The organism is Novosphingobium sp. AP12, assembly GCF_000281975.1.
Classification (GTDB): Bacteria; Pseudomonadota; Alphaproteobacteria; order Sphingomonadales; family Sphingomonadaceae; genus Novosphingobium.
This window is the reverse complement of record NZ_AKKE01000013.1, coordinates 1-24,261: the sequence shown is the minus strand read 5'-3', so window position 1 is coordinate 24,261 and position 24,261 is coordinate 1. Positions and strand designations below refer to the sequence as shown.

The following is a 24,261-nucleotide window of genomic DNA, read 5'->3' as shown; positions in this document are numbered from 1 at the left end:
AGCCCATTCGCGGACAGATGCCGCTTCAACGTCTTGTAGGGCTTTCCGTCGAGCATGCTGATGATGTGATCCGGGGAAGCCAGGCTCTTACGCACTGACACAGCCGGAGTGTACGTCGGCGCCTCGGGTTCGGCCGCGACGGGCGCGGTATCTTCGACCAGTGCCGCGCGCGTTGTGCGGATGAGCCCCGCCAGATCCTCCGACGCAACCGTATTGTTGGCCAGATAGGCGCTCAGCAATTGCACGGTCAGCGCGGCAACATCGGTTTGATTTTCGGATTCAGCCATCGGCAGGTTCTCTCGTTTGCTCGCGGGGAAGGTTACTGGCCTGGATAGACGCGATACTCACATCGCTGTGTTAAGAAGTCAGATCAAGCGCAAAAGGTCCCAAACGCCCACTTCAAGCTGATGGTCGACGTTCGTTCTGGCAATGTACTATCCCAGTCCTCAGCAGCTAGGGCTCGTCCGGTTGCTGCATCAAACATTCAGATCGCTTAACGGAATGAGCCAGACACGGATAAAGTCGATAGTTGGCATCGCGAAACGCCAAATTCAAAGGCTCTTGCGCTCCTAATGCCGGAACATGCGCAATCGCAGTTGAAGCTTTAACCCTATCTGGCCTATGGGTTTCCGCGAAGGCTAACTTCCGATGGAAAATGCGTGAGCTGTTTCGCTAAATTGCATGGCCGACGCAGTGGTACCGGCCAGACGGCGGCGATCCTGTCGCATGGCTTTGGTACCGACATAACGGACAGAATGGCCGCATCTGGCTGTTCACCGATGTCACGGCCGAACTGCGAATTGCCGCCAGGCTGCGGGGGCTGGCCCAGTCGGATCCTTTGACCGGCCTGCCCAGCCGGCGTCATTTCGAGCAGCAGTCTACTCCGCCGGCCTCGCTGAAATCGCGAAACGGTTCGCAGGCTGGGCTCCTCACCTTACCGACCTCATCACGGGTAGCATCGCCGAACCACCCCTCCGACCGATCTATGCACTTACTGTCTACTACATCCAATGGCCCCGACGAGACGGAGTGCCCCTCGTTGAGGAAGTGGCTAATCTCATGTCGCCGTTCGCCGGTGTTGGCGCCAACCGCGCCATGTACGACGGTGCCGACCTTGCCCGGACGATCGTCGCAAGCCCCGATGACCTTGGCACTGCCCTTTCTGCCTATGAGGACGCCCCCTGGGCGCTCGCGCATACCTAAGGCGGCCCCAGGGCGCACCAGAAACCGAGCATCGGCGCCAAAGTACAGCAGTTTCGGCCACGCTCGTCCATGGCGCGGGCGATGAGCCCGCAAAAGGCCGCTCCGCATGACCCCAACGAGCGCGGTGCTTTGCTCATGACCGCTCCAAGTCATCTTGCGCCTCCGCGAGCGTCGATAGCCAAGACGCCCTGAACGAGGAACAAATGGAGCAGGAGATTTGCAATGAACAGTAGCGATCTAGCGGAGAAGCTGGCAGCCGACCATGGCATGACGAAAGCGGAAGCCCGCAAAGCAGTAGGCGGAGTCTTTGCCGCGATTGCCCAGGCGGCGGCGGATGGCGGAGAAGTCTCGCTCAATGGGTTTGGCAAATTCAAGGTGAAGGACACTCCAGCACGCGAGGGCCGCAACCCTTCGACCGGTGCGACCATTCAGATTGGCGCCTCGAAGAAGCCGGCATTCACCCCTGCCAAGGCCGTCAAGGATATGCTGAACACCTGACCGACGGAGGCCGGGAAAGACCCGGCCCCTCTTTACAAGGCCATAGTGCTTCGCAGGGTTGCTCGGACGAATGCTTCTGCCTTTGCGAGTTCCTTTTGCACCGAGCGTTTGTGCATCCCGAAGTCCGCGGCAATCTCCGCTTGAGATTTGTCGTCGCGCCATTTCGCCAGAAAAATCTCCTGCCTCTTGATTGACTGCGAACGGAGCGCCGCAACGGCAAGTTTTATGGCCTGTTCCGCCCCTATCGCGCGATCCTGGCTGGGAGCCGTATCCGGGAGATCAAGGAATGCCGCGATCGCGAAAGGCACGATCCTGGCTTCGTTACGCCTTCTGTTTTTTGCCAGGTTCATCGCCATGCGGTAGAGGTAGGCACGCGGATTTTTCACCTGCCCTATCTCTGGCCGGGATCGCAGCTTGATGTACGTATCGTGCAGCGCCTCCACTGCGGCTTCTCTCGAACCAAGCCGCCCCGAAAGCCGCTGCAACAGCAGCACATAATCGGATTCGAAGCTTCCCAAAAGCGCACGAATCGAAGTAATCGTTGATAGTTTATGCTGAAACTTTGATCGCTTCACGCTGGAGGCTGTTCTCCTCCAACACCGTTCGTCATTCATACGCCCATCGCGCAGATACGAGACGCTCCCCCGTCCTCGACGACTTGCTATATAATCCGTTATGCCCGTGGCCATTGCCGATCAACACGATATACCATTGTGATGATTGCAAGAGGCAGTGGTAACGCCACGTCATATCTCGTTGCAGCAAAGCTATCGCCCTTCATGTTTCCGATGAATTGGTCGCTTTAAGGCAGCCTATCCGGTCTGCTGATCGATGCCCAGCCCACGCCCGCAGAGGAGGCTAGGAGCCCCGATGATACCAGGAAAGATACAAGCGGATGCTGGCCTCCTCCTTCCTCCATTTCGACGGGGTCGTGCCGACCCTCCGGTTGAAAGCATTGGTAAAATGGCTCTGGTCGGTGAAGCCACACTCGAGCGCGATTTGAGCAATGGGTATGGTGGTATGGCTCAGGAGCTGGCGCGCTTCGTTAATCCGCTGTTCTAAAAGCCAACAATATGGCGCAACGCCCACCGTATTGCTGAAAGCTCGAACGAAGTAGCTATTAGACAGCCCCAAGGCCGATGCCACCTCCCCGATCGATAGACGGTGGGAGATTCTGCCAAGCATGAACCGCTTCGCAGTGGACACTTGCCAGGCAGCCAACTTGGGCATCCCGCCCGGACGGCACCGTGAGGCGCCCGATTGAACGATACCCCCTGTCCAAGGAAGGTGATCATTCTTGAACTGCGCCTCACGCGCGCAAACGCGCCCTGTCGCCATGGCGTTCTCCAAGGGATCTGGACCTTGCGCCGCTGACCGGCGCGCGTATCCCTGGGCATCCACCAACAGGCGACAACGCATCTGCCAGGTGGAGGCCGCTCGAATTCCCTTATAAGGGACACTTGCGCAATTCAGAAAGCGCCCTTCGGATCGAGAAATACTTCGCGATGTCCAAGTGCATTCCGGTGTAAAACCCCTCCTAAGTCATATTGATCGGGTCGTTTACCCCACCCCGGTCAAGCAGGGCTTCAGCGCCCAAAAGCGACCGGCGCGCAGTAAATGGAGCGAGCCCTATACGCCCACCGCTCCCAGCCGACCGGCGCACGCTGAAACAAGCGAGGCCGATGTGAGACGATCAAGGCCTTGTCCTGCCTCGTAAGGATCGGCGCAGCGTACCAGGAGGCCACGTAGCTGCTGCGAATGCCGACGTCGATCATATCGGCGAGCTTCAGGGGCTTTTCCCAGAACTTCCCGGCTGAGTCAGTTCGTCGTAGACCGAAGCGGCGTTGTTCACGAGGACATCGAGCCGGCCTTGCTCGGCCTCGACCTGCGCGAAGAGCGCCTCTACCTGGCCCTTATGACTGTGGTCGCAGGCGACGGCAATGCCCTTCCCGCCGGACTCCTTGACTGCGTCGGCCGTTTCGAAGATCGTGCCAGGCAGCGGATGATCGCGCTGCGCGGTCGAGCGGCTGGGAACATGCACCGTGGCGTCGAGCGCGATGGCGATGCCTCTTCCCGCGCCGCGGCTGCCTCTGGTGACGAGGACGACGGGTGCATGCTCGGGCATCGGTAATCCTTTCAGGCGAGATCGAAGCGCGCAGGCACGATGGGCAGTCCTGGCACGGCAGAGCGGCCACGGAACAGGAAAGAATTCTGCGCGGTGATCTCGCCCCCCTCCTTCAACGTGTCTCCCCCGTCGGCGGGCACCGAGTTGAAAAAGAGGTCGCACATGTCCGCCCCGCCAAAGCGAATTTGCGTGATCGAGCCGGCGGGCGTTTCGTAACGGTCGAGCAGCGTACCGTCGGGGGAGACGAGCGTGAGGTAGTTGGATCGGAATCCCGTGATCCAGACATTGCCTTGCGCGTCGAGAGCCAGCCCGTCGACGTCTTCCTTCTCGAGGAAGGAGCGCCGGTTGCTGAGCGTCAGATCATCGGCGACGTCGAACGCCCAGGTTCGGTGGAAGGTGTCGTTGCAATAGAAACGGCGGCGCTCCGCGTCGTAGGCCAGGCCATTGGTAAACCCGATGCCATCGGCGAGCTTGATAGACTGCCGGTCGGCGGTCAGCCGCCATATCTCGGTCGGCCGGGTCGGTTGGCCCATTATGACCATTTCGATATCGTTGGTGCCGAAGAAGATGCCGCCCGTACCGTCGGGGATCATCTCGTTGATGCCGTTGATGGGCTGGCCATCCAGCATGTCGAGCAGCCAGCCCGACCGGCCCGTTTCCGGATGATTCCACATGATGCCGCCTTCGCCGGTGGAAAGCACGGCGCCGTCGTGGTTGAGCATAACGCCGCCGGTCCACATCCGGCTCGGATTGAAGGAGCCGACCCGGGTTCCATCGGGCTTCGTGCCGTGGACCCCGCCGGCGATGACATCGCTGTACCAGACCGTGCCACTTTCGTGGTCGACCGCCAGGCCCTCGATATAGATTCCGGATGCGACCTTCTCGAAGGTGCCTACCACCAGATTCTCCATACGCTCTCCCTCGGCGCCGATTGGATTTACAACCGCGTTGCCGTGCTGCTAACATAATGACGAGCACATCTGCAATACGCGCTTTGATGCCGCGTAGGGCGAGAGGGGATTTATGACGTTTTCAGCGCCTGACTTCTTCAGCGACCCCGGCGTGATCGCCGATTCGCGCAGCTACTTCGATCTCATGCGGTCGCAGGGACCGATCCTGCGCGAGGGATATCAGAATACGATGATGGTCACGGGTTTCGATGAGGCGCTTGAAATCCTCAATGACAAGACCGGTGTCTTCTCGAACGCCTGCTCGGTCGTCGGGCCGATCCCCGGCCTGCCGTTTTCACCGGAAGGCAGCGATATTCGCGACCAGGTCGAAGCCCACCGCCGCGCGATGCCGTGGTCCGACCATCTCGTCTGCATGGACGGCAAGCGGCATCAGGAGCTGCGCATGTTGATGGGGGGGCTGCTGACGTACAAGCGGCTCAAGCAGAACGAGGCATACCTGCACACCTTGGCGGACCGCCTGATCGACGGCTTCGTCGGTACCGGGCGATGCGCCGTTGTGCCGGAATACGCGCACGCTACCACGATCTATGCCATATCCGACCTGATGGGCATTCCCGAAGGCGACCGGGCCGAGCTCCTCGAGCTGATCGGTGCACCGCCCAGCCAGGTCGACGGCGATGCGGTCCACAAGATTGGGTCCGACCCGCTGGTCTTCATGAAGCCGCGCTTCGACGAGTACCTTCAGGACCGGCTGAAGACCCCGCGTGGCGATCTCATGTCAGACCTGGTGCACGCGACGTTCAAGGATGGTTCGCGGCCCGCGTTCGACGTGGTGTCGGGCCTCGCCCGTTTCCTGTTCGGCGCGGGACAGGAAACGACCTCGCGCCTCATCGCCATGGCCATCCTGATCCTTGGCGAAGACCCGCAGCTGCAGCAGCGGCTACATGACGAACCCGGGCGCATACCCGATTTCATTGAGGAAGTCCTGCGCTACGACGCCCCGGTGAAGGTCGCCTATCGCCTTGCCCTGGCAGATACCTGGGTTGGCGGCGTCGAGGTGCAGGCCGGCACAATCCTCACCGTGTGCTACAACGCTGCCAGCAACGATCCCGCACATTTCGAACATCCCGAAAAATTCGACATCGACCGGCCGCACGTGCGAGACCACATGGGGTTCGGCCGCGGAGCCCACGGTTGTCTGGGCGCACCCCTGGGCCGGATGGAATCACGCATCGCCATCGAGCACCTCCTTGCTCGAGTGACGGACATCCGGATTTCCGAAGCGCGCCACGGTCCGCCCGAAACGCGCCGCTATCGCTTCGAACCGACCTACACCTTCCGCAGCCTGGCCGAGCTGCACATCGAGTTCACACCGGCCTAGGCCGCGCTTGTGAAGCGCAGGTGAAGCTCGGCAAGCCCGCGCAGAACGTAGCTGTTCTCATAGTGGAAAACGCGCGCCCCCGCGGGGCCATGGTAATCATCATCGACGCGGATGCTTCCGAAGCGGCTCAGCAGGAGCTCCAGGCTCAGGCGCGTCTCCGCCCGCGCCAGCGGCGCTCCCGCGCAAGTGTGGCTACCACGGCCGAAGGCAAGGTGCTCCTTGAGGCGCGGCCGGTTCATATCGAATGTGGCCGGATCGGGGAAACGCCGGGGGTCGCGGTTCACTGCCAGGTTCGCGATCCAGACCGTCGTGCCCGCTTCGATGCGATAGCCGCAAATTTCCGTCGTATGCTGGCAAAGCCGGTGGCTGGCCCGGATCGAACCTTCGAAACGCAGCATTTCCTCAACGAAATCGGGGATACGGGAAGGGGCCTCGCGTAGCTGATCCTGCAGGTCCGGCCGATCAGCGAGAAGGCGCAATGAATTGCCTAGTAGCTTGACCGTCGTGTCCTGTCCTGCACCGAACAGGAAGCAAGCGACTCTCGCGGCTTGTTCGAGCGATGGCTCCGAGCCGTCGGGAAAGCGGGCGAGCGCGAGTTGAGTGAGCAGATCGTCGCCCGGCTCGGCGCGGCGGGCGGCGATGTAGCCGGCAATCCGCATGCCCATCTCGATCAATGGGTTGGAGGCGATCTGGTCTGCCGATGCGCCTATTTCTGCCGGGGTTCCCATAGAGAAGGCTTTGAGAAAGATCGGGCGGTCTTCATGCGGGATACCCAGCAGTTCGGTGATGATCAGTGTCGCCAGCGGGTTGGCGTAATCAGCGATAAATTCCACTTCGCCGCTGGCAGCGAACTGGGCGATCAGGTCTTCCGCCACCTGGCGAAAACCGGCGGACATTTCCTTCAGTCGTCCGGGCGTGAACAACGGCATCAACAGCGATCGCATCGGCCCGTGCAGCGGCGCGTCGAGCCCGGCGATTTCCATGCCAAAGGGAATTTGCGGGCGATGTTCGGCGACAAGCCCTGCGATGTCGTCCCCCTCGGCGGTAAATGGCAGGTCGGGGATCGGCCCCGTCACCGCGTTCACCGACGAGAAGTTTGTCGTATCCGCATAGATGGCAAGCGCCTCTTCGAACCCGGTGACGGCCAGGACCTTGCGATATGGCAAGGGCGTGATTGGTCCCTGCTCGCGCAGGTACTCGAAATAGGGCCAGGGATCATCGACCAGCGAGACATCGGTGTAGATGTCGGTCTGAGAAAAGTCGGTCATGGATCAGGCAACCTCGCCAGCGTCGGCAAGCAAGGTGCTGCCGGTCATGAAAGCCGCCATGTCGGAAGCGGCAAAGAGAACGACGCGCGCAATGTCGTCGGGAACGCCGACCCGGCCGAGCCTCGATGTAAGCGTGGCGGAAATCTCGTCGCGGACACGTTCGGGCAGCGCGGCGAGCGCCGCCGCGTTGCCTTCGGTTTCGCAAAAGGTCGGCGCGACGCCGAGTACGCGGATATCGTGTGGCGCAAGCTCGATCGCCAGTTGGCGAACGAGCCCGCGAACCCCGTGCTTCGACGCGACATAGGCCGCCACGCCCGGTGCGACGCCTTTGAAGCCTGCGGTCGATACCACGTTAATCAACACGCCGCCTCGGCCCATTTCGATCATGCGCCGTGCGGCCTCGCGGCAAGAGGCGAAGACCCCGCGCAGGTTGACCGACATGACCTGATCCCAGGCCTCGTCGGTCATATCGAGCAGTCCGACATTGGGATAAAGCCCGGCGTTGTTCACCCAGATGTCTATGCCGCCCAGCTTCTTCTGCGCGAGTTCGCCGGCGGCACCGATCGAAGTGTTGTCAGTGACGTCGAGACGGGTTGCGATGACCTTGGCGGCGTAGCGCTCGCCAAGCTCAGCTGCCGCTGCTTCGGCCCGTTCGGTATTAAGGTCGCCGATCAGCACGGATGCACCGGCTTCGGCGAGACGCCGGGCCATGGCTTTGCCGAGCCCTTGCGCGCCGCCGGTCACGACGGCATTGCGGCCCTGCAGGGAAATAAGATTGGCGAGCGATTTGTTAGAAACGTCGGCGATAGCCATGTGCTTACAACCCCTTTCGGTCAGACGTCGCGCGCGGCGTCGCCGAAAGGAATGACACCGTCGGCATAGTCGATGTCGCCAAGAATGAAATTGGTGTTCATCACCTCACCGACCGTACGCTCCAAGAGCACGAGCTTGTCGTGCCAGGGCGAGTCGGGATGATCGTCCATCAACGGACCTACGGGGATGCCCAGTTTCTCGAGCCTCGCCTTGTGCGCGTCGAGATCCTTCACCCCAAAGACTACAGAGGTGACTCCCTCGCCCTTCGTTTCCAGTTGGCTCCACAGCCATTGGTTGAAATCGGTGCGCTCGACCATCGGTGCGACGATTTCCAGCCCGGCTTCCCAGGAAATGCACATCGAAAAACCCATGTCGAGCCGATCGAAGCGGACCAGGGTGGCGCCGGTGAGCTGTTCGAGATGCGCTACGTTGGCATCGAGGTTCTCCGGCCGCGACAGCCAAGCGACGTGGTCGACGTGATTGACGAACTTCTGCATGTCTCTCTCCCGAAGATTTTGTCAGAATGCGGTGCCGCCGTTGACGCCCAGAAGTTGCCCAGTGACGTAGCCGGCGTCTTCCGAAGCAAAGAACGCGCAGGCTGCGGCGATCTCCTCGGGTTTACCGAGGCGAGGAATGGGATAACTTGCGATGATCTGCTCATAAGGCACAGGGAAGAGGTCCCCGTCGATCGCGCGGCGCGCCATCGGCGTGTCGATGAAGCCGGGCGACACCGAGTTCACTGTGATCCCTTGGCGACCAAGCTCGACCGCCATCGAGCGCGTCATCGCGATTACGCCGCCCTTGCTGGCCGTGTACAAAGCCATATTCGGCGCGCCGATCTGGGCGCCGAAGGCTGATACGTTGATCACACGGCCCCAGCCGGCAGCGACCATATCGTCAAGCACGGTCTGGATCAGGACGAAGGCGCCTTTCAGGTTGACTGCCATGAGCTGGTCCCAGTCGGCATCGGTGACCTCGGCGACGGGGGCGAAACTTTCGACCGCGGCATTGTTCACGACGATAGTGACCGGGCCTAAAGCCTCGCGCGTAAGGGCAACGGCGGCTTCGATCTGGCCCCGTTCGCCCAGGTCCGCCGTCAATGCGATTGCCTTTCCGCCCGCCGCATTGATCTCATCGGCAACCTCGGCGGCACCTTTCCCATCAATGTCGAGGACACCGACGGCGTGTCCGTCACGCGCAAAGCGCAGGGACGTCGCCCTGCCCATCCCGGACGCGCCTCCGGTGACGATGGCGGTGCGGATCACGCTCTCCATCGCCATCACAGCATCGTCGTCCCGCCTTCGACACCGATCGTCTGACCGGTCACGAAGTCGGAATCGTCGCTCGCGAGGAACACGGCCGTGGGCGCGATGTCCTTGGGCTCGCCAAAGCGGCCCATGGCAACCTTGGCCAACTCCTGATCATAAGTGCCGCTGTCTTCCAGATACCAGATGGATTTAGGTGTCAGCGCCGAAGGCAGGATGGTGTTCACCCGAATCTTGTGCTTGCCCCACTCCTTCGCCGCCGTCTTCGTCAGCACGCGGATGGCTTCCTTGGTGGCCGCGTACGCCAGGAACCCGGGCTCGCACCGGATGGAAAAACCGGTGCCCATATTGATGATGGAGCCGCCGCCCTGTGCGGCCATGTGGGGATGGCACAGCTGCATCAGCTGCAACGAGCCGAAGAAGGCCGACTGAATGTCGGTGTTGCAGTTTTCCTCCATCTTCGGATCTTCGATTGGCAGGAAGTCGGTGAACGTGTGGGCATTGTTCACCAGCACATCGACCCGTCCCCATTCTGAGATCGCCCGGTCGACTGTGAGCGCCGCATGCTCCCTGTTTCCTGCCAAGGCCTCCATGCCGATAGCCGTACCGCTGGCCGCCTCGATCTTGCTGACGACGTCATCGAGCTTGCTCTGGGTGCGACCGGTGATGAGCACTTTGGCGCCGGCTGCCGCATAGCCGACAGCGATCGCTTCGCCGATCCCCTGCCCTGCCCCCGTGACGATCGCGACTTTGCCTTCGAGGCGTCTCGACTCATTGCTCATTGCTCTCTCCCGCTTTGTTCGTCATGTTGGTAGCGAGGCCGACCATTGCGGTCAATCACTGCCGTTGACTTCCAAATCCGCCTCGCTAACAATTTGACGAACGAGCTGGGAATCGCCGCCAAACGGTGTGGATGCCACGGTCGGATGCGCATGGCTTGCGCATGAATTCAGGGAGAGACTTATGAACCTGCGCGGCACCAACGGCGCGTCCATGGCCGTACTCGCAATCTCACTTCTGATTGTCCCAGACACTGCGTTCGCGCAAGTCGAGGAGGATTCGTCCGGAAATGGGGAGATCGTCGTCACCGCCCAGCGTCGTGCCGAACGGTCAGTCGATGTGCCGATCACGGTCACCACACTCGGCGCCGATCAGCTTGCCACCGCCAACGCACGCGATCTGGTGGACATTGCCAAGGTCACACCGTCCTTGCGCTTCGACAGCGCGGCCGGCTTCACGCAGCCGACCATTCGCGGGATCGGCACGTCCGTGGTGACCTCGGGAGGCGGCGCAAATGTCGGCATCTATGTCGACGGATTCTATTCGCCCAACCCGCTCGCCTCAAACAGCCAATTGATGAACGTACAGAGTGTTCAGGTTCTCAAGGGGCCGCAAGGCACTCTCTTCGGGCGCAACACAACGGGCGGCGCGATCCTTATCCAAACTGCCGAGCCCAGCGAGGAACCTGGCGGAAAGTTCAAAGCATCTTTCGGGCGGTTCAATGACCTACTTTCGCAAGGCTACGTCACGGGCGGCATAGCGCCGGGCGTGGCCGTCGATCTCGAGGGTATGTATCGGTACGGCGAAGGCTTCCTGACCAACATCGCCAACGGCGACGGCCACGCCGGTCAATACGACAGTTATTCGCTTCGCGCTGGCCTGAAAGTGAACGTGGGCGAGCGCGGTTCCTTAGTCCTGCGCTACATGCGGGTGAAGCTCGATGATCCGCGACCGGTCAGTTCGAATGCCTATGTCGATCCGGTGCTGGGCATAGGGGCGCCGTTCTTCGCGCCGCCGGGCACTTTCACGACCGATCCGGATCTAGTGGCAAAGGACCAGCCGGGCATTTTCCGTTCCAAGTCCGACACATTCCAAGGCACGCTAAAGCTCGACCTCGGGCTCGCCGATTTCACATCGTACACGCAATATCGCACCGAAAAAGTGAACCAGTCGCAGGATCTCGACGTATCGGCGGTGCCGTTGTTCCAGATCGGCATTCCGGTGAACGACAAGACGTTCAGCCAGGAAATTCTGCTGAACTCCAAACCGGGCGGAGCGCTGCAGTGGACGGCCGGCTTGTTCTATTTCAGCAATAAGGATACCTTCCAGACCTATGCCGACACCGCTGGCGCGTTCCGTGATCCCGATGGACCGACCCGCCTCGGCGGATCGAGCACGACGACGAAGAGTTATGCCGCCTTCGCCGACGCGACCTACGAGCTTTCGCCAAAGCTCTTTGTGACGGCGGGCGCGCGCTATGCGCACGACGCTGTCTCCGATGCCTATTACGATGTCGGGACGACCAAGAACCCGGTGCCCTCGATCAAGGCCAAAAAGCTGACGCCGCGTCTGGTCATCCGCTACAAGCCGACCGAGCAATCCAGCATCTATGCATCCTACACTCAGGGCTACAAGGCAGCGGTCATCGACGTCGGCGGCTCTTGCCAGAACCCGCCGGCATTTTCCTGCAACCAGATCAAACCTGAAAACGTCAACGCCTACGAAGTCGGCGCGAAGTTCGGCAATCGCGTCCTGACGCTCGAGACTGCGGGATTCTACTACGACTACAAGAACCTTCAGGTATCTAGCTATCTCGCTGACGGCCGCGCGAACATCACTAACGCGGCCAGTTCCGAGATTTACGGACTGGAGGGATCGGTCCGCTTGCGCCTGGTCGAAGGTCTCGAGCTCAATGCGGGGGCGTCGTGGACGCATGCACGCTACAAGAACTTCGACAATGCGCCGGTCTACGTGCGAAGCGGCTGCGCCGACCCTTCGACCTGCCCGTTCAGCTTCGTCATTGCTTCAGGCACTACCTTGCGCAACGTTACCATGCAGCGCACGCCCGAATTCACCGGCAGCCTCGGCGCCGTTTACAAGACCGGTCTGGCCGGGGGCGAACTCGCGCTGTCGGGCAACCTCTACTACACTTCCAAGTTCTTCTTCGGGCCCTCTGGGGTTCAGTTCCCGCAGAAGGGGTACGAGGTCGCATCAGCGCGCATCCAATGGACCGATCCGTCGGACGCGGTAACAGTGGCGCTGTGGGGGGACAACCTCACGAACAAGCGCTACCTGACCTCGATGCAGTACAACAGCTTCGGCCTGGGCGCGAATTGGAACGCGCCGGTTACCTACGGCGTGGAACTGGGCTTCAGTTTTTGATCTGGACTGCGCCGCGCTAACCAAGGCCGAACCGCAATGACAGGATCATGAAATATCCCGTCGTGGCGGTTCGAAAGCAAAACGAGCTCGGTACCGGTCGCGCTTGTGGCGCTCGTTGCGCCGCCTCAACGAAATGAACGAGCCGCCTTACCACCTGAACTGGTACGGTGGAACTCAGTCGGTTCCAGCAGAAGCATGACTGATCCCGAACGAGCGAGCGCGGAACCGCGCCTCGACCGCCGCGAAAGTCATGTAGCCCTCCTAAGGGGTCTGAGGTCGGCTCAGGGGCAGCAGCCACCGTTGACGCCCAGCGTCTGTCCGGTGACGTAGCCGGCATCCTCCGATGCGAAATAGGCAATAGCCGCAGCGGCCTCCTCAGGTCGGCCGACGCGCGGAATCGGATAGGTCGCGACGATCTCTTCGTAAGGTACCGGAAACAGGTCGCCTTCGATCGCGCGGCGCGCCATCGGTGTGAGGATGAAGCCGGGTGAAATCTCGTTGACGGTGATGCCTTTGCTGCCCAATTCCACCGCCAGCGATCGCGTCATCGCCGTGACACCGCCCTTGCTGGCGGTGTAGTGAACCATGTTCGCCGCGCCGATCTGCGAGCCAAGCGCGGTGAGGTTGACGATGCGGCCCCAGCCAGCGTCCACCATGTCGGGCAGGACTGCCTGGGTAACCTGGAACAGACCCTTGAGATTGGCAGCCATGACACGATCCCAAGACGCATCGTCGATCTGCAGGAACGGCGCGAATTCCTCGATGCCGGCATTGTTCACCAGAATCGTGATCGGTCCCAGCCCGGCGCGCACTTCCTCGACGGCAGCTTCAACCTGCGCACGATCGGCGACGTCGGCCAGGACCGGGATGGCCTGCCCTCCCGCGGCGATAATGGCGCGCGCGACGGCTTCGGTGTTCTCCCTGCGCCGCCCCAGCACACCAACTGCATGGCCCGCGCGTGCCAACCGCAGGCACGTGGCTTCGCCAATGCCCGCGCCGCCGCCGGTTACCAGGGCGATCCGTTTCCTCATGCGCCGATCCTGTTTTTCAGAGTGCACCGCTCGATTAAGCCGATGGCCTCCTCCCCATCCCATACGTAGCGCGCGGTTCCCTGGTGCAATACCGAGGTCCCGGCCATTTCGAACATATGGTGGTCGAACACCGACGCCAGCACTTCGCCCCCTATCCGTACCGTGCCGGCAGCGGTCTCGAGCACCAGACTGGCATCGTCTCCCTTTTCCACCAGCCTGGTCATCCACGGGGCGCGGACTACACGGGCCGGTACCTGCTGCCCGTCACCGCCCCACAGGAAGCCCTCGTTAAACGCTTCGGGTCCTTCCGGTCCCGGCGCCATGATGATCGCGCCGAAAGCGCGCCCAGAAGGGAAAAGGGCCGAATGCTGGCAATGGCCCAGCGCCTCGCCCATGTTGCGCACGCCCTGCCGGCGGACCCGCATTCCCGTGCCGCTGATGAAACGCTCCTCGCCGTCGATGTGGGTATGGCCCGTGATCCGGCATAGCTGCTCGTAACGAATCCCTCCCATCAACGCACCGCCGTCGCCCGATGTCATCGCCTGGGCCGCTTCAGCGGTCATGCCGCCCATCAGCCAGGGCGGCGCCGCCATTTCCGCCTCGAACCGGAAGGCGAGATCGACCGGCTCGCCATCGGCCTCGCCGGCGATCTGTCTGGTCGTTGTCGAGGAAAGCGCCTGGCCGGAAAATTCCATCGTCCAACGACGAAACGGCTCGACGCATTGAAACCGCAGTGGCCCGGCACCGCGCTTCAACTGCCGGCCCTCGCCATCGGGCGCCGGATCGCCGGGTTCCTGCGACCACAGGCGTAAAGTCCGTCCCCGGCGGTCGACAAGATTGAGCTGGACCCACGGTGTGTCCCAGTCTTCGCCGATCGCGTCGATGGTCACGCGCGGCAAGGCGATCTCACCTTCGCCGTCCATGATCCATAAGGTAGCGGAATCGCGCACTCGCGGATCGCTCGGCTTCTTTCCCGCGAAATACTCGAACGCGGGATCGAGCCCGGCTGACAGGTCCCTGGCCATTTCAGACGGTCAGCTCGGGCCGGATACCGAAGCCAAATCCAAACCGATCGAGGTACCCAGCGAACCGCTCGTTGACCTCTTGGGCTTCCATCCCGAACTCCTCGGGAGAATGCCTGTGGACGCCATGCTTGGTCGGGTCATGCCGGCCCAGCCAGCTGCGGATCCGGGTCGCGTGCTCGTCGGATACCGTCAGGCCGCACTGGCCGTAAACACGCCGTATCGTCGCCAGGGGATCAGCCATCACATCATGGTAGGACACGTCGATGAACTGCTCGTCGCCAACCGCGTCACGTGACTGCATGGCCTTTTCGACTGCTGCTAATTGCAGGTCAATTGCCCTACGTCCCTGGGCCCGGCGCGCCTCCGGCGTTACAGGATGGCCGTTAAGACCCTTCAAGATCGACTGGACCGACGCCAGCGAACCGAGCTGCTGCGAAAGGTCGCGGTGGATCCAGATCAGCTTCGCGTCAGGATATTGCAACGCAAGCTCGCGCATCCACAGCATGTGATCGGAGCCCTTGAGCGCCCAGCGCTTGCGCGACTGCCCCCACTGGGCATGCTGGAGAAAATCGTGGTGAAAGCCGAGCGCCGCGGTGTGATCGGCCTCCAGCAACCAGCGGCGATAGGTCTCGCCGCCCCAGAAACACCAGAGCTGCTGACTGGTGAAGGTGAGGCTCAAGATGTCGCTGCCACACTCGGCCAGCGCGCCGCTCGTCCCTTCCTCGATCATGTAGGGGTGGGTTATAAAGATATCAGGGATCAGGTCGAACAGGTCGGTCATCCGCTTCTCGGCCGCCTGCAGCCGCGCCGGCGTTGGCGCGCCCAGGGCTAGCGGCGGGGAAGGCTCGCGGCACAACCAGTGTTCGGGAGCCATGTTATCGGGATCGAGGCTGATCAGATTATGCAGCAGGGTCGAGCCCGATCGGGGTGGACCCACGACGATCAACGGCGCCTTGATGGACTGCTGGCCAATCTCGGGAAACGACTTGCGGTCGTTCATGAGCCGAAGCCGGACGCAGAGCTGATGCACGAGATAATCCACCGCGAGTTCGCGCGCTACCGGAGTCATGCTCGCCCAAGTATCCTCGCTGATCGAAGCCACGTAGGGCAGCAGGCCTTCATTGCGTCCAGGATGCCCGAAGTCGTCTAGTCTCGTTCTGTCGACTGCCATTTCCATAAGGGTCAGTGGATGGGGGCAGTCGCCCATCTTGCCGAAATCAACAGTCATGATCCTCTCCATCGGCTTATGTCGCGGCGTTGCGCCATGGATGTTCGTCACTATGTTAGCGGATCGGTCGATGTGTCAAGGGGCTGCATGGAGGTCGCCCTTTACGGGTTACCGTCGCCACTGTAGGCAATCGCGAAGGATAGGGGTTTATGACAACAACGAAGCCAGGACCCGCGCGGCGGATGGGACCGCGGGGCTCCGAAGTTTGGCATACGATGCTCGACGGAGCGGAAGCCATCCTGCGGGAGGAAGGGCACGCCGAGTTGACGTCGCGCCGCATCGCCGAGCGCATCGGCGTTAAGCAACGCCTGGTGTATTATTATTTCCACACGATGGATGATCTCGTGGTCGCGCTGTTTCAGCGCTTGTCCGAGCGCGAGCTGGCACGCCTGAATGATGCGCTGGAATCAGATCATGCGCTTCGCGAGATATGGGACACCAACGTTGGTAGTACTGATGCCCGTCTGATCTCGGAATTCATGGCACTCGCGAATCGTATCGACGCTCTGCGCGCCGAAGTCGTTCATTTCATCGAAGCCGCACGCGCGATCGAGATTGAGGCGATCGAAACGGCTTTGAAGCGAAAGGCCGCCAAAAGCGACATACCCGCGCCGGCACTGGCAATCGTAGCGAGTAGCGTTGCCTTGGCTCTCACCCGTGAACGACAGCTTGGAGTGTCGTCGGGCCACGAGGAGGTGTTGAGCATGGTGGAGCGCTTTTTCCTAAAGGTGGAAGACTAAACCCGCCAGACGCATTCATGCTGTCGTCTTCTTCACGAACCACGTGGCGTCCAGAAGCCGCGCACAGGCGATGCTCGCAGCATGATCCATAGGTTCCCAAAGCCGAGCCACGGCAGCAACGACTAGCGGCAAAGCTAAGGACAAAATTATCTATGATCGGCTGCGGGCAGATTGCGCAATAAGTGTTCGCAGAACGCGCGGACTTCTTCGTGACCGCATGTGATCCCGACTCGCTCCTCATTCTTGAGCGTTCGAGTGATGGCCACGACCATGGTCGCAAGGGCGACGGGTGGCAGCAGCTTGGAATCAAGCCCAAGCGAAGCAATTACCGGCGCCAGCGCTTCAGCCTGCGCTTGCCGAGCTTCGTTCGCCACGGCTGCGAGAACAGGACGCATTGTCTTGCGATGATTAGACAAGGCAAAGAATTCGATACCCAGCGCGGACTGGTCGGTCTCGGCCTGATAGGTCCATAAAGCTTCAAGCGGGCTTGACGATCCAAGAACCGCCTTGAGCCCCTCCAGGTGATCGCTTGTCATTCGCCGATGCAGAGCGGCAAACAGATCATCGGTGGTCGCGAAATAATAATGGACGGTTGCGCCGTTTATATTCAGTTCTTGTGCCACCCGCCTGGTGCTCACGGCGGCATATCCCTCGTCGAGCATCAGGCGCTCGGTCATGTCGAGGATCAGCTTGCGCATCGTCTCGGGAGTGCGGCGGATACGTTTGGCCTTAAGAGCTGTCACCACTTCATCCTTACAGCGTCACCCTTACAGGCATGGATCAACCGGGCGTTGACGGCAATCCCAATGCGTATTAAACACCTGTTTGATAGTGAGCTAGAGGACCCGAGGATGCCCATCGGATTTCGCCCGATCAACGAGAACATCGGCGCCTATGTAGATGTCGCAGCCGACAATGTGCTGAATCACGGCACGCCTGAGAAGATCATGGCGGCGCTCGATCGGTACAACGTGCTCGTGTTTCCTCAGGTCAATATGAGCGATGAGACGTTCCTTGATCTGACCGCGGCGCTTGGCGAGAAGCATGATACCAAGGTCACGGACGACGGCACCTCGGCCAGTCAAAAGGGCATCTTCCGCATTGCGCTTGATAAGGACGACCGGACCCAGCGCGAGTTTATCCTCGGCAACGACTACTGGCATATGGATGGCATGTCCTACACGGTGCCGGTCAAGGCGACGATGTTAAAATGCGAGAGCGCGCCTGCTGAGGGAGGCGACACTGGCTTTGCCAACCTGCACGCCGCTTATGCTGCGCTGCCGGCTCAGAAGAAGGCGCAGATCGACGGCCTAAGGGTGGGCCACGCGCTGTCGGCTTCGCTCAGTCGCCTCTATGAAGCACCCTCCGCCGAGGACTACGCCCGTTGGGACGCCATCTTCCCGCGGCTTGAACATCCGCTTGTCTGGAAGCAGAAAGAAGGCAAGGCGGCGCTACTTATCGGTTCCACGGCCCATGACGTAGCCGGCCTCGAACCTGAGGAAAGCCGCGCTCTGCTGGATGAGTTGCTGGAGTGGTCGACGCAGGCCAGCTTCACGTATCGACACAAGTGGGCCAGCGGAGATCTGGTAATCTTCAATAACCCGGGGCTGCTGCATCGCTCGTACCCCTACGATGATGGCGCGGGCCGCGTCATGCACCGTACGACGCTCAAGGGAGAGGAAGCGATCGCATCCGATGCGCGCCGGCCAGCACGTGCGCTCTACTGACAGGGTTTAGAACCGCCCGGCAAAAGCCTGTGACGGAGCTTTTGATAAAAGAATGGGAGATTTCGGCATGGCTGAATCTAAGCCAGTGGCCATTGTCACTGGAGCAAGCCGCGGCGCGGGCCGGGGTATTGCGCGGGCATTGGGATCGCACGGCTGCATCGTTTACATCACCGGGCGCTCCGAGCAGGAAGGCACGGCCGAGATGCCAGGCACGATCTACGCCACGGCGGAGGAAGTCACGCAAGCCGGCGGCGAAGGCATCGCCATCCGCTGCGATCATTCCGATGATGAGCAGGTCAAGGCGATGGTCAACCGCGTCATCACAGAGCAAGGCCGCATCGACATACTCGTTAACAACGCCTGCGCTGTCTCGGATGCGCTGTCTGCACCCGGGCAGTTTTGGGAGAAGCCCATCTATATCGGTAACATGATCGATGTCGGTGTGCGCAGCGGCTTCGTGGCCAGCTGGTTTGCGGCGCCCCACATGGTCAAGCAGGATAAAGGGCTCGTCGTGTTCACCTCATCACCCGGGGCAATGCACTATTGCTTCGGACCGGCATACGGTGCCCACAAAGCTGGTGTCGACAAGATGGCGTTCGACATGGGCGTGGACTTTGCAGACGCTGGTGCGAACATTGCAGCCGTGTCGATCTGGATGGGTGCCCTGACCACCGAGCGTCTCACCGAGATGATGGACGCGATGCCCGAGCGCTTTGTGCACTTGGAAAATTCGCTCGAATCGCCCGACTACACAGGTCATGTCGCTTATGCGATCTACAATGACCCGGATCTGGTACGGTTCAATGGCAAAACGCTGATCGGCGCGGAAGTCGGCAAGGATTTTGGCATCACGGACATCGCAGGCAAGTTTCCGCCATCAGTGCGCGATACCACAGGAGTCGTTCCTCCGCAGTATGCCCCCCACAAAGTCAAGTAAATGTCAGACTGTAGAAACACAGATCGAGGGAAAATAACATGGTCCTGGAACGCGCCGAGATCTTTGTCTCCGAGGGTAAAATGGACGAGTTTCTCGACCTCTTCGTTCGTGAGGCACTCCCCCTCACCCAGACATTCACCGGTCTCATCTCATTCAAAGCGCTCCGCGGCGTCGAGGATGAAAACTCTGTCATGTTCCTCGCCGAATGGACTTCGATTGAAGCTCACCTCGCATCACGACCGGAACCGTCGCATGAGCAATTTCGTCAAATCGTGAAACCCTACGTCGTTGGTGCCAAGCAGACTGTGCACTTTATGCCCGTCTGACATTCTGCGGGAACCGCCGCATAAGGGAGAGCATACATGCAAATAACCAAACTCGACGCTCCGCGCTGCGTTGGCGGGGAAAACCCGGTGTGGGACGAGCGGACGCAAACCTTATATTACATCGATAACACGGGCATGAGGGTCCACTCGCTCGACACCCTGACAGGCCAATCGCGCACTCTTGAAATACCCAGCGTGATCACCACCCTAGTCCTTCGCGAAAGCGGCGGCGCGGCGGTGACGCTGCGCACAGGCATCCACTTTCTCGATCTCGAGACCGGCGCCTTGGAAGATATCCACCCCCTGCCCGCCACCCCAACCTACGTATACAATGACGGTAAGGTCGATGCGCGAGGCCGCTTTGTCCTGGGTGCCAGCACGACGACGTTCGAGACGCCTGGGCCCGACGGCGGTCTGTTCAGACTCGATCCATACCTTCGCCTTACCCAACTCGACGCCGGCATTCACTTCTCGAACGGCCCCTGCTGGTCGCCCGACTTCAAAACCTTGTACTTTTCGGACAGCTGGCTCAAGACGACCTACGCTTACGATTATGACATCGATACCGGCGCGATCGCCAATCGGCGGACTTTTATCAAGACTGACGAGCTTGGAGGGTTGCCGGACGGCGCGACGGTAGATGTCGACGGCCTGGTATGGATCGCGATCTACGGAAGCTCCAAAGTCGTTGCATTCCGTCCCGATGGCAGTGTTGAGCGCATGATCGAAATGCCGGTGCGTCTGGTTTCAAGCGTCGCGTTCGGCGGCCCGGACCTGGACCGACTCTACGTGACGACCATCGCCCACGGCATCGACGGTGCACCTGCCGAGGAAGGAGCTGGCAGCCTCTACGTCATTGACGGTCTGGGGGTAAGCGGCCGGCTCGAAAGCCGTTTCGCTGGATAAGGTGCCAGACATTCCTACGAGGACCCAGACATGACCAGCGAAGAGCGCATCGCCGCACTTGAAGCGCACGTACAGAACCTTGTGGACCGCCAAGCCATCTTTGACTGCATCAAGCGCAACTCGCGCGGCAACGACCGGTGCGATGTCGGACTGGTTACCAGCAGTTACCATTCCGACGGATTGCACGACCTTGGCCAAAAACAGGTATCTGGCCGCGAATATGGCGAGCACGCCAACAATGCGCACCAGAAGCTGTTTGACGCTACGCTCCACAATGTGACGATGCACGCCTGCGAGATCGACGGTGATGTCGCGCACGCGGAAAGCTACAGTCTCGGCCTTTTCCTCGACAAAGGGAGCGAGACCTCGCGATTGCTCGCGGGTCGATACATCGACCGGCTCGAGCGGCGAAACGGCGAATGGCGGATCGCGCTGCGACGGGCAACCGTCGAAGTTGCGCTCGAAGGCAAGTCCGTACTTCCTAATGGCAAGCTACTACCTGGTTCGGGCTACTTACGAGGGAGCCGAGATCAGGAAGACCTGTCGTACGAACGCCCACTTGGCCTCCAGAGCGGAGACCGTTGGTGAGCAATTTGCGCCAACAACGCCCGCTGCCGCTGGCAGGCAAAATAGCCGTCGTCACCGGCGCTGCGCGTGGTTTGGGCCGGGCGATCGCACTGCGGCTTTCCGCGGATGGTGCCCACGTGTCGGTGTGGGATCTGAACTTGAAAGGCGCGATACAGACCGCTGAAATGGTTAAAGCACAAGGCAGCCGAGCTGTCGCTTGTGGAGGAAACTCGTCAGATGCCCTAGACATTGCCGCAGCCGTGGCCGCCACTCACAACGTGCTTGGGCCCATCGAAATTCTGGTGAACAATGCCGCGCTCTCGCCCTTTTGCAAGTTTGAGGACCTGACTGAGGATCTCTGGGACAGCCTCCTTACAATAAACCTCAAGGGTCCGTTCCTGTGCTGCAAGGCGATCATCCCGGACATGCTGGCAGCCGGTTGGGGCCGCATCATCAACATCTCTTCGTCCTCGGCGCAGACAGGCTCAGCGTCTCAGACCCACTATGCAGCGAGCAAGGCTGGCGTGATCGGCTTCACCAAGTCGCTGGCGCAAGAGTACGCAACCAAAGGAATCACCGTGAACAACGTACCCCCCGGCTTCGTGCACACCGAAGGGCTGGAGGAAGCGCCAGTCGACATAGAGAAGTTCGCGCCAATGACGCCGATGAAGCGCCCCGGCCGGCCGGAGAACATCGCTGCTGCGGTGGCCTTCCTTGCGACGAACGATGCGGACTACATTACTGGACACACGCTGAGCGTAAACGGCGGACGCTATTCGAACTAATACTACAGTTGCATTTGAGGTCACTTTCTGATTCCCTGCGGGTGATCGGCGGAGGATTGGATCATGGCGGTTGCGGAGTGGGTGGGGACGCTGGTTGATTGGCGGGCAGCGCTTGAGGAGTTGAAGGCGCATCTTGCCCCGGCGCTGGGCCGGGCGGAGACGCGGGCCTCGGCCGGAGCCTTCATCGATGGGCTGCTTTCGGGCGTGGAGCGCAAAACGGGATGGATGCTGGCGGAGGAGGCGGGATTGGATCGACCCTATCGAATCCAATCGCTGCTCGGCCGGAGCGCCTGGTCGGCCGATGTGCTGCGTGAGCGCGTGCAGGATTACGTCATGGCCACCCTTTGCGACAACGATGGCGTGCTTGTCGTGGACGAGACGGGGTTTGTGAAGAAGGGCGCGCATTCGGTCGGGGTGGCGCGGCAATATTCGGGAACGGCCGGGCGGATCGAGAACAGCCAGATCGGCGTGTTTCTGGGCTATGCCAGTCGCTACGGTCACGCCCTGATCGATCGGCGGCTCTATCTCCCCCAGGCTTGGGCCGGGGACAGCGAACGTCGCCAAAAGGCGAGCGTGCCGGAGGATGTTGCCTTCTCCACCAAGCCGGCCATGGCGCGAGATGATCGCCGCAGCACTGGATACCGGCATCTCCTGCGCCTGGGTGCTGGCCGATGCGCTCTATGGCTCGGATTACAAGTTGCGCCGCATGCTGGAGGATCGCGGCCAGCCCTATGTCCTGGCGGTGCGTTCCAACCAGCATTTGCGGTTCCTCACGCAAGAGGGCCTCGTCCAGACCGATCCCGCTTATCTGGCAGGGGAACTCGAAGCGGGTGACTGGCATGCTCTGTCGGCGGGTGAAGGCGCCAAGGGGCCACGGCTGTATCACTGGGCACGCCTGCCATTGAACTGGACAACGCAACACGGTTTCGAACGCTGGCTACTGTTCCGCCGCAACCTCAGGAACCCCGACGAGATTGCCTACTATTTCGCTCATGCGCGCGAAGGGGCTTCGCTCGCGGAACTGGCCGGAGCAGCGGGCCTGCGCTGGACCATCGAGGAATGCTTCCTGCGCGCCAAGGATGATCTCGGTCTCGATCATTGTGAGGCCCGCTCCTGGCATGGCTGGCATCGCCACATGACGCTGGTCATGGCCGCTGCCGCCTTCCTCACCAAGCTCGCTGCCGATCAGCGCCGCGCCGCCTGGATCCGTGCCGAACCCGAACTCGGCGACCCAAGTAAACGGGACAAAACGAGTCCGAAGCGGCGGGCGGCATGACGCGCTTACCTCAGGGCATCCTCACAACACCGGAAATCCGACGTCTCATCGCGAAGCTCCTCTTCACAGCCAAGACCCATCCCGCCGCAGTTTGGGCATGGTCCCGATGGCGGCGAATACACCAGTCTGTTGCAGCTTACTGCCACCGAAGAAAACGTCTCCAAATGCAACTGTAGTATTAGTTCGCAGCGGCAATTGTTGCCTGACGGGCGATCAGCTGCCAGCCCGCACTCCGCTTCGCCCAGATGTCGGTGAACGGCCGAATGACCTGCTTGCCGGCGCCGGGTCCCTTTTTTGGGATCATCGTGTCATACCCCATAACCACGGTCACCTCTGGTTTCTCGCCAACGAAGGTGATGTGCTTGTGGAAGTCGCGATAGTCGAGGAAGTCCTGTTCCATGACGCCGATTACATCCTCGCGTCCGATTACCTTGTTGCTTGGAGAGTTTACTACGAAATCTTCAGCCCAGACGGTTCTTACTCCTGCAGCGTCATGAGCCATCATGGCCTTTCCAAGCCTCCCATAAGCCGCACCAATCTCAGGAGGCATTCGAACGCCGGGTGTGAGCTGCGCGAGCGCGGGTGCGGCGACAAGTAACGCCCCAAGCAACACGATCCTTCTGGGCATCCGCTTCCTCTCCGATATAAGAACCGACGCTATAATGCGTCGAATCGTGGTCGCAAACAACGGGGAGCTCAGCGCTTTCTGGTGCATGAAACCTGATGAATGAAGACAGCCGTTTTAATCCACTCGACGATCAGCAAAAATTACTCGCCAGGCGGCAGGACCGGACCGTCCGCAGCTGGGCAAGTGGAAATTATGGCCTGAGTGTCGTCAAAGGGTCGACCACGGAACAGATCGACCGGCACCAAACCTTCAGCATAAGATGGTGAAGCCACATGCCCTTATCCGACGTGCGATCACCGCCCGTTTGCGGCAATGTACACAGTCAGCTTTGAGAACAAGCTGCGTTACGACGAGCAAAATCGAGGGGGGGAGTAAGATGATCGAAAAGGGCCAAACAGCAGGGCTTGATCGCCGCACAGCACTCGGGCTAGGCGCAACAGCGCTGGCGGCAGCCGCTAT

At 60.8% G+C, this 24,261-nt stretch carries 27 protein-coding genes and 1 pseudogene; 13 read left to right on the top strand and 15 right to left on the bottom strand.

What is annotated here, in order from left to right:
- A partial coding sequence (locus PMI02_RS03090) for a MucR family transcriptional regulator (protein WP_007678564.1) occupies window positions 1–287 on the bottom strand: 287 nt, incomplete at its 3' end.
- Between the two features lie 760 nt (window positions 288–1,047).
- On the opposite strand from PMI02_RS03090, the gene PMI02_RS26890 reads away from it, so the two are divergent.
- A complete protein-coding gene (locus tag PMI02_RS26890) occupies window positions 1,048–1,203 on the top strand; it encodes a hypothetical protein (protein ID WP_157222345.1) in 156 nt (51 codons plus the stop codon).
- Between the two features lie 222 nt (window positions 1,204–1,425).
- On the top strand, window positions 1,426–1,701 hold the full coding sequence (locus tag PMI02_RS03085; protein ID WP_007678559.1) for an HU family DNA-binding protein: 276 nt from the start codon (window positions 1,426–1,428) through the stop codon (window positions 1,699–1,701).
- A gap of 32 nt (window positions 1,702–1,733) precedes the next feature.
- Here the strand turns inward: PMI02_RS03085 and PMI02_RS03080 are convergent, their stop codons facing one another.
- From PMI02_RS03080 to PMI02_RS03065, 4 genes are all read right to left on the bottom strand, one after another.
- Complete coding sequence (locus PMI02_RS03080) at window positions 1,734–2,276, bottom strand: RNA polymerase sigma factor (protein WP_202948596.1); 543 nt, start codon at window positions 2,274–2,276, stop codon at window positions 1,734–1,736.
- Between the two features lie 283 nt (window positions 2,277–2,559).
- Window positions 2,560–2,886, bottom strand: a complete 327-nt coding sequence (locus tag PMI02_RS03075) for a helix-turn-helix transcriptional regulator (protein WP_052025416.1) — start codon at window positions 2,884–2,886, stop codon at window positions 2,560–2,562.
- 601 nt (window positions 2,887–3,487) lie between these two features.
- Complete coding sequence (locus tag PMI02_RS27680; RefSeq protein ID WP_007678553.1) at window positions 3,488–3,826, bottom strand: SDR family NAD(P)-dependent oxidoreductase; 339 nt, start codon at window positions 3,824–3,826, stop codon at window positions 3,488–3,490.
- 11 nt (window positions 3,827–3,837) lie between these two features.
- Entirely contained in the window at window positions 3,838–4,737 is a 900-nt protein-coding gene (locus PMI02_RS03065) for an SMP-30/gluconolactonase/LRE family protein (RefSeq protein WP_007678549.1), read from the bottom strand.
- Between the two features lie 112 nt (window positions 4,738–4,849).
- Here PMI02_RS03065 and PMI02_RS03060 point away from each other — a divergent pair, with 112 nt between their 5' ends.
- Entirely contained in the window at window positions 4,850–6,118 is a 1,269-nt protein-coding gene (locus PMI02_RS03060; RefSeq protein WP_007678546.1) for a cytochrome P450, read from the top strand.
- Here PMI02_RS03060 and PMI02_RS03055 read toward each other — a convergent pair.
- From PMI02_RS03055 to PMI02_RS03035, 5 genes are read right to left on the bottom strand one after another with little or no spacing between them, the layout of a single operon-like run.
- Window positions 6,115–7,386: a cytochrome P450 gene (locus tag PMI02_RS03055; protein WP_007678543.1), complete on the bottom strand. Its 1,272-nt coding sequence runs from the start codon at window positions 7,384–7,386 to the stop codon at window positions 6,115–6,117. The two genes, PMI02_RS03060 and PMI02_RS03055, sit on opposite strands and share 4 nt — an antisense overlap.
- Before the next feature lie 3 nt (window positions 7,387–7,389).
- Complete coding sequence (locus PMI02_RS03050) at window positions 7,390–8,199, bottom strand: SDR family NAD(P)-dependent oxidoreductase (protein WP_007678540.1); 810 nt, start codon at window positions 8,197–8,199, stop codon at window positions 7,390–7,392.
- Between the two features lie 20 nt (window positions 8,200–8,219).
- Window positions 8,220–8,696 (bottom strand): hypothetical protein, encoded by a 477-nt coding sequence (locus PMI02_RS03045; RefSeq protein WP_007678538.1) that lies wholly within the window; start codon window positions 8,694–8,696, stop codon window positions 8,220–8,222.
- Between the two features lie 21 nt (window positions 8,697–8,717).
- A complete protein-coding gene (locus tag PMI02_RS03040) occupies window positions 8,718–9,479 on the bottom strand; it encodes an SDR family NAD(P)-dependent oxidoreductase (protein WP_007678537.1) in 762 nt (253 codons plus the stop codon).
- Window positions 9,479–10,246 carry an SDR family NAD(P)-dependent oxidoreductase gene (locus PMI02_RS03035; RefSeq protein WP_007678535.1) on the bottom strand — a complete coding sequence of 256 codons (768 nt, stop codon included), beginning with the start codon at window positions 10,244–10,246 and terminating at the stop codon, window positions 9,479–9,481. The genes PMI02_RS03040 and PMI02_RS03035 overlap by 1 nt, the downstream gene beginning before the upstream one ends.
- 181 nt (window positions 10,247–10,427) lie before the next feature.
- Between PMI02_RS03035 and PMI02_RS03030 the strand changes: the two genes are divergently transcribed.
- Window positions 10,428–12,626: a TonB-dependent receptor gene (locus PMI02_RS03030; RefSeq protein ID WP_007678532.1), complete on the top strand. Its 2,199-nt coding sequence runs from the start codon at window positions 10,428–10,430 to the stop codon at window positions 12,624–12,626.
- 281 nt (window positions 12,627–12,907) lie between these two features.
- Here the strand turns inward: PMI02_RS03030 and PMI02_RS03025 are convergent, their stop codons facing one another.
- Genes PMI02_RS03025 through PMI02_RS03015 form a run of 3 tightly spaced genes read right to left on the bottom strand, consistent with a single transcriptional unit; the run spans window position 12,908 to window position 15,910 of the window.
- Window positions 12,908–13,657 carry an SDR family NAD(P)-dependent oxidoreductase gene (locus tag PMI02_RS03025; RefSeq protein WP_007678531.1) on the bottom strand — a complete coding sequence of 250 codons (750 nt, stop codon included), beginning with the start codon at window positions 13,655–13,657 and terminating at the stop codon, window positions 12,908–12,910.
- The gene (locus PMI02_RS03020; protein ID WP_007678529.1) at window positions 13,654–14,682 is read right to left on the bottom strand and encodes a hypothetical protein; all 1,029 of its coding nucleotides are present in this window, start codon (window positions 14,680–14,682) and stop codon (window positions 13,654–13,656) included. The genes PMI02_RS03025 and PMI02_RS03020 overlap by 4 nt, the downstream gene beginning before the upstream one ends.
- Before the next feature lies 1 nt (window position 14,683).
- Window positions 14,684–15,910, bottom strand: a complete 1,227-nt coding sequence (locus PMI02_RS03015) for a sulfotransferase (RefSeq protein ID WP_007678527.1) — start codon at window positions 15,908–15,910, stop codon at window positions 14,684–14,686.
- 215 nt (window positions 15,911–16,125) lie between these two features.
- On the opposite strand from PMI02_RS03015, the gene PMI02_RS03010 reads away from it, so the two are divergent.
- Entirely contained in the window at window positions 16,126–16,650 is a 525-nt protein-coding gene (locus tag PMI02_RS03010) for a TetR/AcrR family transcriptional regulator (RefSeq protein ID WP_238538961.1), read from the top strand.
- A gap of 146 nt (window positions 16,651–16,796) precedes the next feature.
- Here PMI02_RS03010 and PMI02_RS03005 read toward each other — a convergent pair whose 3' ends face one another.
- A complete protein-coding gene (locus PMI02_RS03005) occupies window positions 16,797–17,393 on the bottom strand; it encodes a TetR/AcrR family transcriptional regulator (protein WP_007678524.1) in 597 nt (198 codons plus the stop codon).
- 108 nt (window positions 17,394–17,501) lie between these two features.
- Between PMI02_RS03005 and PMI02_RS03000 the strand changes: the two genes are divergently transcribed.
- The 7 genes and pseudogenes from PMI02_RS03000 to PMI02_RS28305 all read left to right on the top strand — a co-directional run bounded on the left by PMI02_RS03000 (window position 17,502) and on the right by PMI02_RS28305 (window position 23,174).
- Entirely contained in the window at window positions 17,502–18,377 is an 876-nt protein-coding gene (locus PMI02_RS03000; RefSeq protein ID WP_007678523.1) for a TauD/TfdA family dioxygenase, read from the top strand.
- 67 nt (window positions 18,378–18,444) lie between these two features.
- On the top strand, window positions 18,445–19,314 hold the full coding sequence (locus PMI02_RS02995; RefSeq protein ID WP_007678521.1) for an SDR family NAD(P)-dependent oxidoreductase: 870 nt from the start codon (window positions 18,445–18,447) through the stop codon (window positions 19,312–19,314).
- A gap of 38 nt (window positions 19,315–19,352) precedes the next feature.
- Window positions 19,353–19,640, top strand: coding sequence for a putative quinol monooxygenase (locus tag PMI02_RS02990; RefSeq protein ID WP_007678519.1), 288 nt, complete (start codon window positions 19,353–19,355; stop codon window positions 19,638–19,640).
- A 36-nt stretch (window positions 19,641–19,676) separates the two neighbouring features.
- Window positions 19,677–20,546: an SMP-30/gluconolactonase/LRE family protein gene (locus PMI02_RS02985; protein WP_007678517.1), complete on the top strand. Its 870-nt coding sequence runs from the start codon at window positions 19,677–19,679 to the stop codon at window positions 20,544–20,546.
- A gap of 30 nt (window positions 20,547–20,576) precedes the next feature.
- A complete protein-coding gene (locus PMI02_RS02980; RefSeq protein WP_007678515.1) occupies window positions 20,577–21,134 on the top strand; it encodes a nuclear transport factor 2 family protein in 558 nt (185 codons plus the stop codon).
- Window positions 21,131–21,898, top strand: coding sequence for an SDR family NAD(P)-dependent oxidoreductase (locus tag PMI02_RS02975; RefSeq protein ID WP_007678513.1), 768 nt, complete (start codon window positions 21,131–21,133; stop codon window positions 21,896–21,898). Before PMI02_RS02980 ends, PMI02_RS02975 begins: the two co-directional genes overlap by 4 nt.
- 63 nt (window positions 21,899–21,961) lie before the next feature.
- A pseudogene (locus tag PMI02_RS28305) lies at window positions 21,962–23,174 on the top strand (IS701 family transposase).
- A 178-nt stretch (window positions 23,175–23,352) separates the two neighbouring features.
- Here the strand turns inward: PMI02_RS28305 and PMI02_RS25720 are convergent.
- A complete protein-coding gene (locus tag PMI02_RS25720; RefSeq protein WP_052025413.1) occupies window positions 23,353–23,889 on the bottom strand; it encodes a nuclear transport factor 2 family protein in 537 nt (178 codons plus the stop codon).
- A gap of 8 nt (window positions 23,890–23,897) precedes the next feature.
- Between PMI02_RS25720 and PMI02_RS26885 the strand changes: the two genes are divergently transcribed.
- The gene (locus PMI02_RS26885) at window positions 23,898–24,068 is read left to right on the top strand and encodes a hypothetical protein (RefSeq protein WP_157222344.1); all 171 of its coding nucleotides are present in this window, start codon (window positions 23,898–23,900) and stop codon (window positions 24,066–24,068) included.
- Window positions 24,069–24,261: the final 193 nt, after the last annotated feature.